Origin of the sequence: Streptomyces rubellus (assembly GCF_036323805.1) — a bacterium.
GTDB lineage: Bacteria > Actinomycetota > Actinomycetes > Streptomycetales > Streptomycetaceae > Streptomyces.
Genome location: NZ_JAZDCX010000023.1, coordinates 86,652 through 101,743, shown reverse-complemented (window position 1 = coordinate 101,743; position 15,092 = coordinate 86,652). Strand labels below are relative to the sequence as shown.

Genomic DNA, 15,092 nt, shown 5'->3' with positions numbered 1-15,092 from the left:
GCACACCGAGGGGCCGACCCACTCCGGGCTCGCCACCCCGATCGACGCCCGATCGCTGTTCGCTCCGGAACACGCCGCGCTGATGGCCACCCTGCGCGGTCTGGCGCCCGACGACTGGGGCAGGGAAGCGGTGCCGGGATGGACCGTGCGTGATCTCGCCGCGCATGTCCTGAGTGATGCCTACGGGCGCCTCGCCCGTGACCGCGACGGCCACGGGGGAGGACCCGCCCCCGCGCCGGGCGAGAACCTGCAGGCGTTCATCCACCGGATCAACCACGAGTGGGTGGACGCCTTCTCCCGGGTGAGCCCGGCCGCGCTCGTCGACACCCTGGACCTGATCGGCGGGCAGCTCGCCCGGTTCTTCGAGACCACCGACCCGCACGCGCCGTCGCTGGGCGTGTCCTGGGCCGGTGTCGACCCGGCACCGATGTGGCTGGACAGCGCCCGCGACTTCACCGAGTTCTGGACGCACCGCCAGCAGATCCGCCACGCCGTCGGCCAGGTCACCGACCCTGATCCGCGGTTCCTGTCCGTGGCCCTCGACACCTTCATGCGTGCCCTGCCCCACACCCTGCGCGAGGTCGGCGCACCACCCGGCACGCAGCTCCGGGTGCGGATCGACGGGACGGCCGGCGGCACCTGGACGGTCACGGCCACCGGGACCCGCTGGTCGCTGGAGCAGCCGGACACCGGACATCCCGCCGCGTCTCTGGGTCTGGACTCGGAGACCGCCTGGCGCCTGTGCACCCGCGGAATCCAACCGGACAGCGCCCTCTCCCGGGCCCGCATCGACGGCGACCGTGGACTGGCCGAAGCCGCCTGCCGCATCGTGTCGGTCATCTACTGACCGCAGCCGCGAAGCCCCGGCTCAGACGTGATGTTCACTGCCCGCCGGATGGGGTCCGCGGAACGTCCCTGACGAACACGAGGCCGTCGCTGTCCGCCAGATGGGCCGGATCCAGGGGGGAGTAACCGAACCAGGGGGACACCCGGGCGGCGGGCCGCACGTCACCGAGGACGGCGGCCAGCCGGGGCGCGTCGACGAGGCAGCGGTCCGCCGGGAGGGCGTACAGGAGTCCTTCGACGGTGTCCGGGGGCGGGGTGTCCACGCCCTGGTGCCGGATCGTGCCGAGCGCCGTGGCCAGGAAGGCGTACCCCTCACCCAGCCGGGCGCTCACCAGCGCGCCGGCGCTCCACCACTCCAGCAGCGGGTGGTCCCACATGCGCATCGTGCTCCTGTTCCGCTGGAGGTGGGCGTTGTGGGCGTGGACCAGGACCGGGCCCCGCTCGGCGAGGGCGAGGAGGTTGTCGGCCATCATCGAATCCCGCAGGCCCAGCAGCCGGGCCATGCGGGCCGGTGAGGTGTCGGCCATCCAGTGGTGGTAGCGCAGCAGGCCGGTGGCGGTGCGTCCGTACAGGCGCGCCCGCTCCCACTCGTCCCGCGAGGTCGCCGCGAGCAGGTGCGGCGTCTGCGCGTCCAGCAGTGCCACCAGGTCGTCGGCGAGCAGCCGCAGCTGTCCGGCCTCGGCCGACCGTCCCACGGACCGGGACGGATCCCTCATCGCGTCGGGTTCGGTCCACCGGTCGTCGGCGCCGAGCAGGCGGTCGAGCGCCTCCGCGGTGCAGGGCAGCAGGTCCGCGTCCATCCGGGCCGCGAGGTAGCCGTGAAGGGCGGTGAGGGCCTGCCGGGGACTCGCGGCGCCGGTGATCTCCAGCGGGCCGTCGAATCCGGCGAAGCGGACCCGTTCGGACAAAGGCCGGCTCTCGTTGTGGGCACGCATCCAGCGCACGAGCTCGCGGTTGGCCGCGGACGCGCCGAAGCCGTGGCTGAATCCGTGCTCCATGACCTCGTCGAGGGTGCCCGTGCCGGAGGTGACGTAGTCGTCCACGACCAGGCCCGTCAGGCAGTCGCTCTCGATCGCGATCGTCCGGTAGCCCTCCTGCTCGACGAACTGCCGGAAGAGCTCGTTGCGCACGTCGAGCAGAACGTCCTCCCCGTGGGTGGGTTCCCCCAGTGCGAGCAGCCGCGGCCGGGCCGGGAGCAGCCCCAGGACGGCGGAGGCGTCGACGGCATGAGTGGTGTCCTTGATGTCAGCAGCCATGCATTCAACGGTATCGTTGAACTTTCGGTTGAAACTTTCACGCGACAGAAGCGTCATGATGAACAGAAAGCTTCAAAGCAATAAGCGACTCAGACCGATCGACCTGGCACGCGGGCACGGTCTGTCCACCCAGGCGGTCAGGAACTACGAGGAGGCCGGCATCCTTCCGGCCGCCGCTCGCACGCCCAGCGGCTACCGCGCCTACACCCCGCTGCACGCGGGTGCCCTGCGCGCGTTCCTCGCCCTGGTGCCCGGCCACGGCCACCGGACGGCGGCGGCGGTCATGCGGGCGGTGAACCAGGACGCGGTCGACGAGGCGCTCCGCCTCATCGACGAGAGCCACGCCCAGCTCCTCGAGGACCGCCGCACCCTCCAGGCCGTGGAGACCGCGCTGCGCGACCTGGAAGCCGCCATGACATCCGGACCGGCCGAAGCACCCGGCTCCGGCGGCATGTTCATCGGCCCCCTGGCAAAGCGGCTCGGCATCCGGCCCGCGACACTGCGCAAGTGGGAGCGCGCCGGACTGGTGCGCCCGCGCCGCGACCCGCACACCGGGTACCGCGTCTACGACGAGGCCGCCGTACGGGACGCCCGGCTGGTCCACCAGCTCAGGAGGGGCGGCTACCTGCTGGAGCGGATCGCCCCGCTGATCGACCGGGTGCGGACGGCCGGCGGGCTGGAGCCGCTGGAGGCCGCGCTGGGCGACTGGCGCGGACGGCTGTCCGCCCGCGGCCGGGCGATGCTCACCGGGGCCGCCGAACTGGACGCGCACCTCCGCGAGCGCGGCTGAGGCTCCACCCCCTGCGGCGGCTCGGCCCGGGGTCCGTCCGGGGCTCGGCTCCTCGCGGAAGCGGGCCGATCGCCGGAGCGCGACAGAACCGGGCGAACGCGGGACTCGGACCGGCAGCCGGGCGACGGCGGGAGGGGACGGGGAGGGGCGGCCGTTCCGGACACTCAAGTGCGATTTGCGGCCGATGAGCGGGCGGCAGAGCGTGGGGCGGCAACGGCCGTAAATCGTACCGTCCGGAATGATCGCCCCGGACCGGCCCCGACCCCCGCACCCACAGCACCCGCACCCACCCCGCCCCGCCCCGCGCCGGGAGACCCGCCCCCGGTCCGGCGCGGAGGCACCCCCTAACCGACCCGCTGCATCGCCTTCCGGTGCCGTTCGGCCATCGCGGCTCCGGACTCGCGGCGGGCCATCCTGCGCAGGACGGGCGGTGCGAGGAGCAGCCCGGCCGCCGCCCAGGCGCCCAGCACGGCCGCCGTCTCCAGGTACCGCCAGGACTCGCCGACCTCGGCGGCGACCGCGTCGGCCGGCAGCAGGGCGGCCCGCAGGCCGAGGCCGAGCCAGTAGACGGGGAAGACCTGCCCGACGGTCTGCAGCCACTCGGGCAGCTTCGACAGGGGGAAGTAGATCCCGGAGATCACGATGAGCCCCATCACCGGGAGCATCAGCAGCCCGATGGCGCGCGGACTGGTGACGAGTGAACCGACGACGGCACCCATCGGCAGGGTCGCCATGAGCCCCAGCGGCACCACCCACGCCAGCGTCAGCAGTACCCCGCCGCCCTGCCCGGCGACCCCGTCGACCAGGAACACACCGGCGGCGAAGGGAAGCGCCATGGAGACGAGGGCCATACCCGACACCATGACGATCTTGCCGACCAGATGGCCGACCATGCCGTGCGGCACGGCTTTGGCCCGCAGCAGCGTGCCGTCCTCCCGCTCGGTCGCGAGCAGCTGGGCCGTGGTCATCATCCCGGTGAACGCGAGCGTCATCCCCAGCATGCTCGGCAGCATGAAGGCGCCGGCCGAGATGCCCGCGCCCTCCAGCGGGTCGTCCCCGGCCAGGAACAGCGGCACCATGAGAAGCACCGTCCACAGGACGTAGCCGAACACGTCCTGGCCGGTGGTGAAGGTCTGCCGGAGTTCCGTCCAGCCGCGCCGGACCCCCACCCTCGCCGCGTACCACACCGGGCTCATCGTGCTCCTCCCCCGAAAGCCTGTGCCGCCCGCTCGCCGGAGACGCTCCCCGCCTCCAGCTCCCGCACCATCGTCAGATAGGTGTCCTCCAGGCCCGCCCGGCGCACCTCCAGCCCGCCGATCGCCTCACCGTGCTCCTCGAACAGCCGGCGGACGAACCGGGTGGGCTCGGCCGTCGCCTCCTCGAAGGACCGCCCGTCCCGCGTCCAGCGCACGGTGGCCTCGGCCGACACCTGCCGGGAGAGCTCCTCGGCCGTACCGTCGGCCACGATCCGGCCGCCGGCCAGGATGAGGATCCGGTCGGCGAGCCGCTCCGCCTCGGCGAGGTCGTGCGTGGTCATCAGAACGGTGGTGTTCTCGTCCGCCAGCCCGCGCACCAGACCGTGGAACTCGCTTCTGGCCTCCGGGTCCAGACCGGCCGTCGGCTCGTCCAGGAACAGCAGTTCGGGTCTGCCCACGATGCCGACGGCCACGTCGAAACGCCTGCGCTGCCCGCCCGACAGGGTCCCGACCCGCTTGTGCGCCTGCTCGGTCAGTCCTACGGCGGCGAGGAGTTCGTCGGTGTCCCACGGCCGCCGGACGAGGGCGGTGGAGTACGGCGCGTAGTAGGCGCCGAGGTGGGCCAGCAGTTCCCGCACCCGCCACTTGCCGTGGTCGCGCCAGGACTGCAGCACGATGCCCAGGCGCGCACGCCACCGCTCGTCCCCGCGGGCCGGATCGGTGCCGAGGACGGTCACGTCACCGGCCGAACGCATCCGGAAGCCCTCCAGGACCTCGATCGTGGTCGTCTTGCCCGCGCCGTTCGGCCCGAGCAGCACGAGGACCTCGCCCCGCCGGGCCGCGAAGTCCACCCCGTTCAACACGTCCTGGCTGCGGTAGCGCATCCGCAGGTCCCGTACGTCGATGACCTTGTCGCTCTCCGGCGGTGGGCCGCTCTCCGTCCCGGACGGGGCATGCGCGGTCGTCATCGGTGTTCCCCCCTCGGTCTCGTGGCCGGTCCTGCGGGACGAGGACCGGGGTCGCGCCGTGCCCGTGATCGTGGGGCGCCCCGCCGCCGCGGTCGTCCGGGCCTTCCCCGGCGAACACACTACCGAAGGGGCCGGACGCCGTCCGGTGCTGTGGACGGGGACCCGGCCCGCAGTCGGGCAACGGGCGGGAGGGGACGGGGAGGGGCGACCCCACCACCCACCGCACCCGCCCCGGGCACAGCCCGGGCCCCCGCCCGGCGCTCAGGACGGGACGACGGCGGCGCCGGCGGCCGGGCTGCGGCGGCGCGGCGGCCTGCGCCGCCGCAGCCCGGCCGCCGTCAGCCGCCGCAGCAGCTCCTTGCTGCCCACCTCGACCGCGCCGAGCGCGACCGCCCGCGCGTAGCGGGCGGCGGGCACGTCGTAGTGGTCGCGGTCGAAGGCGCGGCGCGGACACCCCAGGGCAGCGGCGAACGCGTGCAGTTCCTCGTACGAGACGTCGCTGACCAGGTGCGACCAGACCGTGCCGTGGCCGGGCCAGACCGGCGGGTCGATGTAGACGGTCACCGGGCGAGCCTCCCCAGCTCCCCCACCGGCGCCACCGCCGTCGCCGTCCTGGCGCACACCCAGTGCGGGTCCGGGCCGAGTTCCGGCTCGACGTCCAGCGCGTGCCGGTCCCGGCCCTCGCACACCGGGCAGCCCGGCCAGCTCCCGTAGCGGTCGAGGAGGGCGTCCTGGACGTCCTGGGCGATCAGACCGGCGACGAAGGCGGCGCCCTGCGGCCACTGCTCGACCCACCACCGGCGGTGGACGACCGCGTCCTCCACCAGGGAGACGATCTCGGCCTCGGCGATGTCGCAGGCGGTGAGGTCGGCGAGGACGAGCGCCCGGCCCCGGTGCAGGGCCTGTTCGAGCTCGGGAGGGGAGGACTGCTGTTCTGTCATAGCCCGTCCATTGGAACAGATGCCGCGGCGGGCGGCGTGGACCTCCGCACCGGGACGGCGGCGGGGCCGGTGCTTGACGGGCCCCGCCACCGGACATAGCTTCCGGCGGGTGGACGACGCCCCGCAGCACAGCTCCCCCGGCCCCGACGATGCCGACGGTCCCGGCACCCACGGCCGGACCGGGCCGCACGCCGGGACGGCGCCACTCACCACCGAGGCGTTCCGCCCCGAGCTGGCCGAGATCGACCGGCTGCCCACCCTGGAGATCGCCCGGCTCATGAACGGTGAGGACGCCGGCGTCCCCGCCGCCGTCGCCGCCCAGCTCCCGCGCATCGCCGCCGCGATCGACGCCGTCGCCGGACGGATGGCGCGCGGCGGACGGCTGCTCTACGCGGGCGCGGGCACGGCCGGGCGGCTGGGGGTGCTGGACGCCAGTGAGTGCCCGCCCACCTTCAACACCGGTCCCGGCCAGGTGGTCGGGGTGCTCGCGGGCGGGCCCGAGGCGCTGCTGCGGGCGGTGGAGGGCGCCGAGGACCGCGCGGAGGCGGCCGTGGCCGACCTGGACGCGCTGGGGGTGGGCCCGGCCGACGCGGTGGTCGGCGTGGCGGCCTCCGGCCGCACCCCGTACACCGTCGGCGCGGTGGAGCACGCGCGGCGGCTGGGGGCGCTGACGGTCGGGCTGTCCTGCAACGCGGGCTCGCCGCTGGCGGCGGCGGCCGAGCACGGCATCGAGGTCGTCACCGGCCCGGAGCTGCTGGCCGGCTCCACCCGGCTGAAGGCGGGCACCGCCCAGAAGCTGGTCCTCAACATGATCTCGACCATCACCATGATCCGGCTGGGCAAGACCTACGGGAACCTGATGGTCGACGTCCGCGCCTCGAACGCGAAGCTGCGCGCCCGCTCCCGCCACATCGTCGCGCTCGCCACGGGTGCGGACGAGCAGCGGATCGAGGCGGCGCTGGCCGCCACCGGCGGCGAGGTGAAGGACGCCGTCCTCACCATCCTGGCCGGGGTGGACGCCCCCACCGCCGCCCGGCTGCTGGCGGAGTCGGGCGGACGGCTGCGCGACGCGCTGGAAGCGGCCCGGGACTGACCCCGGCGCCGCGCCCCCGCGGCCACCGCCGCGCCCACCGCCGTGTGACCGGTCCGAGGACTCCCCCGGAACGCCCGAGGGCGGCACCCCCGTACGGGAGTGCCGCCCTCGGCATGCGTCGCGCGTACGACGCGGCGGGAACCGCCGATCCGCTGCGGGAGCGGATCAGAAGTCCATGCCGCCCATGCCGCCGGCAGCGGCGGCGGCGTCGGCGCCGGCCGCGGCCTTCTCCGGCTTGTCCGCGATGACGGCCTCGGTGGTGAGGAAGAGCGCCGCGATGGAGGCGGCGTTCTGCAGCGCGGAGCGGGTGACCTTGGCCGGGTCGATGATGCCCTCGGCGATCATGTCCACGTAGTCACCGGTGGCGGCGTTCAGACCGTGGCCCGGGGTCAGGTTGCGCACCTTCTCCACGATGACGCCGCCCTCGAGGCCGGCGTTGACCGCGATCTGCTTCAGCGGGGCCTCCAGCGCGGCCTTGACCGCGGCGGCACCGGTGGCCTCGTCGCCCTCCAGCTCCAGCTTCTCGAAGGCGCTGGACGCCTGGAGCAGGGCCACGCCACCGCCGGCGACGATGCCCTCCTCGACGGCGGCCTTGGCGTTGCGCACCGCGTCCTCGATGCGGTGCTTGCGCTCCTTGAGCTCCACCTCGGTGGCGGCACCGGCCTTGATGACGGCCACGCCGCCGGCCAGCTTCGCCAGCCGCTCCTGGAGCTTCTCGCGGTCGTAGTCGGAGTCGGAGTTCTCGATCTCGGCGCGGATCTGGTTGACCCGGCCGTTGACCTGGTCGCTGTCACCGGCACCGTCGACGATGGTGGTCTCGTCCTTGGTGATGACGACCTTGCGGGCGCGGCCCAGCAGCTCCAGACCGGCGTTCTCCAGCTTGAGGCCGACCTCCTCGGAGATGACCTGGCCGCCGGTGAGGATGGCGATGTCGCCGAGCATGGCCTTGCGGCGGTCGCCGAAGCCCGGGGCCTTGACGGCGACGGACTTGAAGGTGCCGCGGATCTTGTTGACGACCAGGGTCGACAGGGCCTCGCCCTCGACGTCCTCGGCGATGATCAGCAGCGACTTGCCGGCCTGCATGACCTTCTCCAGCAGCGGGAGCAGGTCCTTGACCGCGGAGACCTTCTGGTTGGCGATCAGGATGTAGGGGTCCTCCAGGACCGCCTCCATCCGCTCCATGTCGGTGGCGAAGTACGCGGAGATGTAGCCCTTGTCGAAGCGCATGCCCTCGGTGAGCTCCAGCTCCAGCCCGAAGGTCTGCGACTCCTCGACGGTGATGACGCCTTCCTTGCCGACCTTGTCCATCGCCTCGGCGATCAGCTCGCCGATCTGGGTGTCGGCGGCGGAGATGGAGGCGGTCGAGGCGATCTGCTCCTTGGTCTCGACCTCCTTGGCCTGCTCCAGCAGGGCGGCGGAGACGGCCTCGGTGGCCCGCTCGATGCCGCGCTTGAGGGCCATCGGGTTGGCGCCGGCGGCGACGTTGCGCAGGCCCTCGCGGACCAGCGCCTGGGCGAGGACGGTCGCGGTGGTCGTACCGTCACCGGCGACGTCGTCGGTCTTCTTGGCTACTTCCTTGACCAGCTCGGCGCCGATCTTCTCGTACGGGTCCTCGAGCTCGATCTCCTTGGCGATGGAAACACCGTCGTTGGTGATCGTGGGGGCGCCCCACTTCTTCTCAAGGACGACGTTGCGGCCCTTGGGGCCGAGCGTGACCTTGACGGCGTCGGCGAGCTGGTTCATCCCGCGCTCGAGGCCGCGCCGCGCCTCCTCGTCGAACGCGATGATCTTGGCCATGTGAAGTGGTCCTCCCTGGGGTTCCCCATGCCGAAGGCCAGGGGCGGGTGTGGGATGTGTCCGGACCGCTCTGGCGCCCGCGACGGACGGCCCACCGGCCCGGCGGTTCCTTGCTCCACCGGGCTTGCGGACCTCACCGAACCGGTCCTGCTTCTGTCACTCTCACCTTCAGAGTGCTAACGCCAATGATTAGCACTCGACCCCTCCGAGTGCAAGCGCACCCGCCTCCGGGCTCAGTCGCGCCAAGGGTTTCGCGCCGTGTCCCGGACGCCGGGCGGGCGGTTGCGCCGGACACGGCCGGGCACGACGGAGGGCCCGCACCCCCGTCGCCGGGGATGCGGGCCCTCCTGTGCCGTCTACTGCGTACTACGTGTGCGTGGTGCGAGTGGCCGGCGCTTCAGGCCGTCACGCGGACCATGTCCGCCTGCGGCCCCTTCTGACCCTGCGAGATCTCGAACTCGACCCGCTGTCCTTCCTCAAGGGTGCGGTAGCCGTCCATCTGGATCGCGCTGTAGTGGACGAAGACGTCCGCACCACCGTCGACCGCGATGAAGCCGTACCCCTTCTCCGCGTTGAACCACTTGACGGTGCCTTGAGCCATTCCTAACTCCCCTATTGCTGGCCCTTGCACGAATCCGCACTCCGCGGACCCGGGTCAGTTTGCCCCCCGGCGAGAGGGGGCGTGCGCCGGAACGCGTCGACCGCGGCCGAATGTATCTGGGCAACAGCCCTCTGCAACAGGGCTGTTGAACGAGAATTCCGGCCACGTCGGGATTGCCGAAAAGCACGCGAATGACGGGAAACCGGGGCATCACGGTCCGGGCATAGCGGACCAACGCGACAATTGCCGCGGCAAATCGGCCGCAAGTTGTCGCGTTCTCATGGTGCGCTGTACGCGCGTTCGGGGGGAGGCACGCTCACTCTACCGGTTCCGCACCGGCCGGAATTACCAATTCCGGATAACGGTCGGCAGCCGGCCGCACCGGCGGCGCGCACGGAGACGGCCCCGCCCCCGTCCCGGAGCTCCGGGACGGGGGCGGGGCCGCCGGCGCGGGCCCGCGGGGCGTCAGCAGCCGCCCGCGACCGCCGGGATGATCGAGACGTTCGCGCCGTCCGGCGTCGCCGTCTGGAGCCCGTCGGCGAAGCGCACGTCGTCGTCGTTGACGTAGACGTTCACGAAGCGGCGCAGCTTGCCGGAGTCGTCCAGCACCCGGGCGGAGACGCCCTGGTGGTTCTTCTCCAGGTCGGCCAGGACCTCGGCGAGCGTGGCGCCCTCCGCCGTCACCTCGGCCTGACCGCCGGTGTAGGTGCGCAGGATGGTCGGGATTCGGACGGAGACACTCATGCCAGGCCAGCCTCTCGGAAGGAGTCCAGGTTCGGACGGATGATCGCGGACGGTCCGGTGGTCGGCGCCACCGCGTCCAGGGTCTTCAGGCCGTCGCCGGTGTTGAGGACGACGGTGGTGGCGGCCGGGTCGAGCAGGCCGGCCTCGAGCAGCTTCTTCGTCACGCCGACGGTCACCCCGCCCGCGGTCTCGGCGAAGACGCCCTCGGTGCGGGCCAGCAGCTTGATCGCCTCGACGACCTGCGTGTCGTCCACGTCCTCCACCGCGCCGCCGGTGCGGCGGGCGATGTCCAGGACGTACGGGCCGTCGGCCGGGTTGCCGATGGCCAGCGACTTGGCGATGGTGTCCGGCTTCACCGGCCGCACCACGTCGTGGCCCTCCTTGAAGGCCCGGGAGACCGGCGAGCAGCCCGCCGCCTGCGCCCCGAAGATCTTGTACGGCTTCTCCTCGACCAGGCCCAGCGCGATCAGCTCGCGCAGCCCCTTGTCGATCTTGGTGAGCTGGGAGCCGGAGGCGATCGGGACGACGAGCTGGTCCGGCAGCCGCCAGCCGAGCTGCTCGCAGATCTCGTACGCCAGGGTCTTGGAGCCCTCCGCGTAGTACGGGCGGAGGTTGACGTTGACGAAGCCCCAGCCCTCGCCGATCGGGTCCCCGATCAGCTCCGAGCAGAAGCGGTTCACGTCGTCGTAGGTGCCCTCGATGCCGACCAGGTCGCCGCCGTACACCGCGGCCATCACGACCTTGCCCTGCTCCAGGTCGTGCGGGATGAACACGCACGAGCGCAGCCCGGCGCGGGCGGCGGCGGCGCCGACGGCGCCGGCCAGGTTGCCGGTGGAGGAGCAGGACAGGGTGGTGAAGCCGAAGGCGCGGGCGGCCTCGACGGCGATGGCCACCACCCGGTCCTTGAAGGAGTGGGTGGGGTTGCCGGAGTCGTCCTTGACGTGCAGCTCACCGGTGACGCCCAGCTCACGGGCGAGGTTGTCGGCCTTCACCAGCCGGGTGAAGCCGGGGTTCAGATTGGGCTTGTCCGCCACGTCGGCCGGTACGGGCAGCAGCGGGGCGTAGCGCCAGATGCTGTTCGGTCCGGCCTCGATCCGCTTCCGCAGCCCCTCCGGGTCGCCCGCGGGGAGGTCGTAGGCGATCTCCAGCGGCCCGAAGCACATCTCGCAGGCGAACACCGGCCCGAGCGGGAAGCGCTCACCGCACTCGCGACAGGAGAGCGCGGCGGCGGAGCCGAGCGAGACATCGGTGCTGCCTGCAACAGTCTGCACAGCCATGGTTGGCGAGGCCCTTTCTCCTCATCTTCCCCGCGGCGGCTTTCGCCCGGGACGGAATTGGCACCTTCCCCACCGTGGCCTCGACTTCTGTGAACGAGAGCCGGCGGGAGGGTTGCCGGGGCTTCAACGGGCCGTTCCCTCTGCCCCTCTGGATGAGCTCTGTGGCACCCGGCCAATACCGTGGCCGGGGCGTTTGTGCACGCCGGGCCCCAAGATGCGGAACTCCCGGACGTTGTCCAAGACTGTAACCGACGCCTCCGGCCACCCGGTCGGCCGTCCGAACCGCGAGACGGACCGCGTACCCGGCCGTACCCGCCCCACGGGCGGCGGGAGGCCGGGCGGACCGGTCCGACACACCCCCGACACGACCGCGCAACGGTCCCGACCCGGTACCGACCCGATCACGACCGACGCCGAGAACATCCGGGAAACCCGGGTCCCGCAGAATGCCTGGGACTCAGGGGGTCACCCGAGGAAGCCGAGGGTGCCGGGAACGCCGGGAACGCCCGGGACCCCGAGAAGCCCGAGAACGCCGAGAGCAGGGAGACGAGCACGTGCTGGATGAGGTCGACCACTGGCTGGAGCGACGCTCCTGGAGCGCTGTCGACCGCCCGCTGCACCGGCTGCTGGCCGCGAAGCGGGCGGCCGGACCGGCGGGCACGGTGAGCGTGGTGCTTCCGGCGCTGAACGAGGAGGCGACGGTCGGCGAGATCGTCGCCGCGATCCGCCACGAGCTGATGACCGAGGCGATGCCCCTGGTCGACGAGCTGGTGGTGGTGGACTCCGGTTCCACCGACCGCACCTCCGAGGTCGCCGCCGCCGCGGGTGCCACCGTGGTGCACCGCGACGCCGTGCTGCCCCGGGTGCCCACGGTGCCGGGCAAGGGAGAGGTGCTGTGGCGGTCGCTGCTGGCCACCACCGGCGAGATCGTCTGCTTCGTGGACGCGGACCTGCGGGACTTCGACCCGGCCTTCGTCCACGGCATCGTCGGACCGCTGCTGACCGATCCCGGTCTGGCGATGGTCAAGGCGATGTACGACCGGGCCATCGGGGACAGTCCGGCGGGCGGCGGCCGGGTCACCGAGCTGGTCGCGCGCCCCCTGCTCAACCTGTACTGGCCGCAACTGGCCGGTTTCGTGCAGCCGCTGGGCGGCGAGTACGCGGCGCGGCGCTCACTGCTGGAGCGGCTCAGCTTCCCCGTCGGCTACGGCGTGGAACTGGGGCTGCTGGTGGACGCGCTGCACACGGTGGGGCTCGACGCGCTCGCCCAGGTGGACGTGGGGGTGCGCAAGCACCGCAACCAGGACGGGCAGGCGCTCGGCCGGATGGCCGCGGCGATCTACCGCACGGCCCATGTGCGGCAGGCGCGCGGCCCGCTGATACGCCCCGAGCTGACCCAGTTCGAACGCGCGCCCGACGGCGGTTTCGTGCCGCGCACCCACCCGGTGGACACCGAGGAGCGCCCGCCGATGTGCACGGTCCCGGAGTACGCGCGGCACCGCGCGGCGGCGTGAGGCACCGGTACGGGGCGTACGGGCACGGGCGGGCGCGCCCCGGGCGTTCCGGCGCGTCCGCACGGCCGCCGGCCCGTACCGGCCGGGTACGGGGCCGCCCGGCCGCGTACCGGTCGCGTACCCGGCCGGAAACGCTCCGTGCGCGGCGGGAACCGCACGTTTGACCGGTACGGTCTGCGGCTAGGTTCGGGGCATGGTCACTCGGCACCAGGTTCTCGTCGCGTCCAATCGCGGTCCGGTCTCCTACTCCCTCGGGGAGGGAGGCGAACTCACCGCCAAACGCGGCGGCGGCGGGCTGGTGTCCGGCCTGTCCGCGGTCAAGGGCGACGCGGTGTGGGTGTGCGCGGCGCTGGGCGACGGCGACCGCGAGGCGGCGCGCCGCACCGGCGGCGTCCTCGACCCGTCCGACACCGGCGGCCAGCAGGTGCGCATGCTGGACATCGCGCCCGAGGTCTTCTCCGACGCCTACAACGGCGTCGCCAACTCCGTGCTGTGGTTCGTCCACCACATGCTGTACCAGACCCCGGCGGAGCCCGTCTTCGACACCGCCTTCGAGCGGCAGTGGCGCTCCTACGAGGCGTACAACGCCGCGTTCGCCGACGCGCTGGCCGAGGAGGCCGCCGAGGGCGCGGCGGTGCTGGTGCAGGACTACCACCTCACCCTCGTCCCCGGCATGCTGCGCGAACGCCGCCCCGACCTGCGCATCGGGCACTTCTCGCACACCCCCTGGGCGCCGCCGGACTACTTCCGGCTGCTGCCCGACGACCCGGACGGCGGGGTGGGCGCCGAGGTGCTGCGCGGCATCCTGGGCGCCGACCGGGCCGCCTTCCTCACCCGGCGCTGGGCCCACGCGTTCGCCGAGTGCTGCGCGAAGCTGCTGGGCGCGGAGGTGACCACCGCCGAGGACGGGCAGCTCGCGGTGGTGCACGAGGGCCGGGCGACCCGGATAGGCGTGCACGGACTGGGCGCCGACGGGGACTTCCTGCGGGAGCGCGCGCACCGCGAGGACGTGGCCGAGCGGATGGCCGCCCTGCGCGAGCAGATCGGGTACGAGCCCGCGGACAACCCCCGGAAGACGATCGTGCGGGTGGACCGCACCGAGCTGTCCAAGAACATCGTCCGCGGCCTGCTCGCCTACCGCCGGCTGCTGGACGACCACCCCGAGTGGCACGGCCGGGTCGTGCACGTCGCCTTCGCCTACCCCTCCCGGCAGGACCTGGCGGTCTACCGGGAGTACACCGAGGAGGTCTCCCGGGTCGCCGGCGAGATCAACGAGGCGTACGGCACCTCGGACTGGTCGCCGGTCGTCCTGCACGTCAAGGACGACTTCGCCCGCTCGCTGGCGGCGTACCGGCTGGCCGACGTCGCCCTGGTCAACCCGATCCGGGACGGCATGAACCTGGTCGCCAAGGAGATCCCGGTGGTCTCCGACGGCGGCTGCGCGCTGGTGCTCTCCCGGGAGGCCGGGGCCTTCGCGGAGCTGGCCGAGGACGCGATCACCGTCAACCCGTACGACATCGGCGCCACCGCCGACGCGCTGCACCGGGCGCTGACGATGGACGCGGGCGAGCGCGCCGAGCGCACCAAGCGCCTCGCGGCGGCGGCCACCGCCCTGCCACCGACCCAGTGGTTCCTGGACCAGCTGGAGGCCCTGCGGAGCTGAGCGGGCCCGGTGGGGCCCGCGGGGCCGCGCCGCGCCGCACGCCGGTGCTCACCGGCCGGTGAGCACCGCATGCCCCACCGGCCCACGACAGCGGCGGGCCGCCACGTACGGCACAGCACAGCCGACCGCGCGCGGTCAGCGGGGTCGGTCCCGAGCGGGCACCGCGGGCACCGGCCGACCCGTCCGGCAGGCAACCGGGCCGGTCACCGGCCCACGACAGCGGCGGGGCCACGCCACGCCCGGCACGCCTCGAAACGGCACCGGACACGACCTGCCCGGCCCGGAGGAGACGCGGCAGGCCCGCACGGACCCGGCCGACCCGACCGACAAGTCCCCGACACATCGCCGGCCCACGACAGCGGCGGGACCGCGCCACGCGCGGCAAGGCCGGCCACGACCGACGGGG

General features: G+C 73.1%; 14 protein-coding genes and 1 riboswitch. Of the genes, 5 read left to right on the top strand and 9 right to left on the bottom strand.

Annotated features, from left to right (window positions below; all coding sequences use genetic code 11):
* Positions 1 to 847, top strand: an 847-nt coding sequence (locus tag V1L54_RS23665; RefSeq protein ID WP_330120117.1) for a maleylpyruvate isomerase family mycothiol-dependent enzyme, incomplete at its 5' end; no start/stop codon positions are given.
* 34 nt (positions 848 to 881) lie between these two features.
* Here the strand turns inward: V1L54_RS23665 and V1L54_RS23660 are convergent.
* Positions 882 to 2,102, bottom strand: a complete 1,221-nt coding sequence (locus V1L54_RS23660; protein ID WP_330120116.1) for an erythromycin esterase family protein — start codon at positions 2,100 to 2,102, stop codon at positions 882 to 884.
* Positions 2,103 to 2,160: 58 nt separating this feature from the next.
* Here V1L54_RS23660 and V1L54_RS23655 point away from each other — a divergent pair, with 58 nt between their 5' ends.
* Positions 2,161 to 2,892 (top strand): TioE family transcriptional regulator, encoded by a 732-nt coding sequence (locus V1L54_RS23655; RefSeq protein ID WP_330120126.1) that lies wholly within the window; start codon positions 2,161 to 2,163, stop codon positions 2,890 to 2,892.
* Between the two features lie 344 nt (positions 2,893 to 3,236).
* On the opposite strand, the gene V1L54_RS23650 is transcribed toward V1L54_RS23655, so the two are convergent.
* The 4 genes from V1L54_RS23650 to V1L54_RS23635 all read right to left on the bottom strand — a co-directional run bounded on the left by V1L54_RS23650 (position 3,237) and on the right by V1L54_RS23635 (position 5,997).
* Positions 3,237 to 4,088: an ABC transporter permease gene (locus V1L54_RS23650; RefSeq protein WP_330120115.1), complete on the bottom strand. Its 852-nt coding sequence runs from the start codon at positions 4,086 to 4,088 to the stop codon at positions 3,237 to 3,239.
* A complete protein-coding gene (locus tag V1L54_RS23645) occupies positions 4,085 to 5,056 on the bottom strand; it encodes an ABC transporter ATP-binding protein (protein WP_330120114.1) in 972 nt (323 codons plus the stop codon). Before V1L54_RS23645 ends, V1L54_RS23650 begins: the two co-directional genes overlap by 4 nt.
* Positions 5,057 to 5,317: 261 nt before the next feature.
* Positions 5,318 to 5,620, bottom strand: coding sequence for a DUF4031 domain-containing protein (locus tag V1L54_RS23640; RefSeq protein WP_330120113.1), 303 nt, complete (start codon positions 5,618 to 5,620; stop codon positions 5,318 to 5,320).
* On the bottom strand, positions 5,617 to 5,997 hold the full coding sequence (locus V1L54_RS23635; RefSeq protein WP_100201921.1) for a DUF8819 family protein: 381 nt from the start codon (positions 5,995 to 5,997) through the stop codon (positions 5,617 to 5,619). The genes V1L54_RS23640 and V1L54_RS23635 overlap by 4 nt, the downstream gene beginning before the upstream one ends.
* Before the next feature lie 109 nt (positions 5,998 to 6,106).
* Between V1L54_RS23635 and murQ the strand changes: the two genes are divergently transcribed.
* On the top strand, positions 6,107 to 7,090 hold the full coding sequence (gene murQ, locus V1L54_RS23630; protein WP_330120112.1) for an N-acetylmuramic acid 6-phosphate etherase: 984 nt from the start codon (positions 6,107 to 6,109) through the stop codon (positions 7,088 to 7,090).
* A 165-nt stretch (positions 7,091 to 7,255) separates the two neighbouring features.
* Here murQ and groL read toward each other — a convergent pair whose 3' ends face one another.
* From groL to thrC, 4 genes are all read right to left on the bottom strand, one after another.
* Entirely contained in the window at positions 7,256 to 8,887 is a 1,632-nt protein-coding gene (groL, locus tag V1L54_RS23625; RefSeq protein ID WP_330120111.1) for a chaperonin GroEL, read from the bottom strand.
* Between the two features lie 397 nt (positions 8,888 to 9,284).
* Positions 9,285 to 9,488, bottom strand: coding sequence for a cold-shock protein (locus V1L54_RS23620; RefSeq protein WP_004986573.1), 204 nt, complete (start codon positions 9,486 to 9,488; stop codon positions 9,285 to 9,287).
* 465 nt (positions 9,489 to 9,953) lie between these two features.
* Positions 9,954 to 10,232 carry a ubiquitin-like small modifier protein 1 gene (locus tag V1L54_RS23615; RefSeq protein WP_330120110.1) on the bottom strand — a complete coding sequence of 93 codons (279 nt, stop codon included), beginning with the start codon at positions 10,230 to 10,232 and terminating at the stop codon, positions 9,954 to 9,956.
* Positions 10,229 to 11,509, bottom strand: a complete 1,281-nt coding sequence (gene thrC, locus V1L54_RS23610) for a threonine synthase (RefSeq protein WP_330120109.1) — start codon at positions 11,507 to 11,509, stop codon at positions 10,229 to 10,231. The genes V1L54_RS23615 and thrC overlap by 4 nt, the downstream gene beginning before the upstream one ends.
* Positions 11,510 to 11,527: 18 nt before the next feature.
* A riboswitch (SAM riboswitch) is annotated at positions 11,528 to 11,668 on the bottom strand.
* Between the two features lie 395 nt (positions 11,669 to 12,063).
* Between thrC and V1L54_RS23605 the strand changes: the two genes are divergently transcribed.
* Entirely contained in the window at positions 12,064 to 13,023 is a 960-nt protein-coding gene (locus V1L54_RS23605) for a glucosyl-3-phosphoglycerate synthase (protein ID WP_330120108.1), read from the top strand.
* Between the two features lie 193 nt (positions 13,024 to 13,216).
* Positions 13,217 to 14,686: an alpha,alpha-trehalose-phosphate synthase (UDP-forming) gene (locus V1L54_RS23600; protein WP_330120107.1), complete on the top strand. Its 1,470-nt coding sequence runs from the start codon at positions 13,217 to 13,219 to the stop codon at positions 14,684 to 14,686.
* Positions 14,687 to 15,092: the final 406 nt, after the last annotated feature.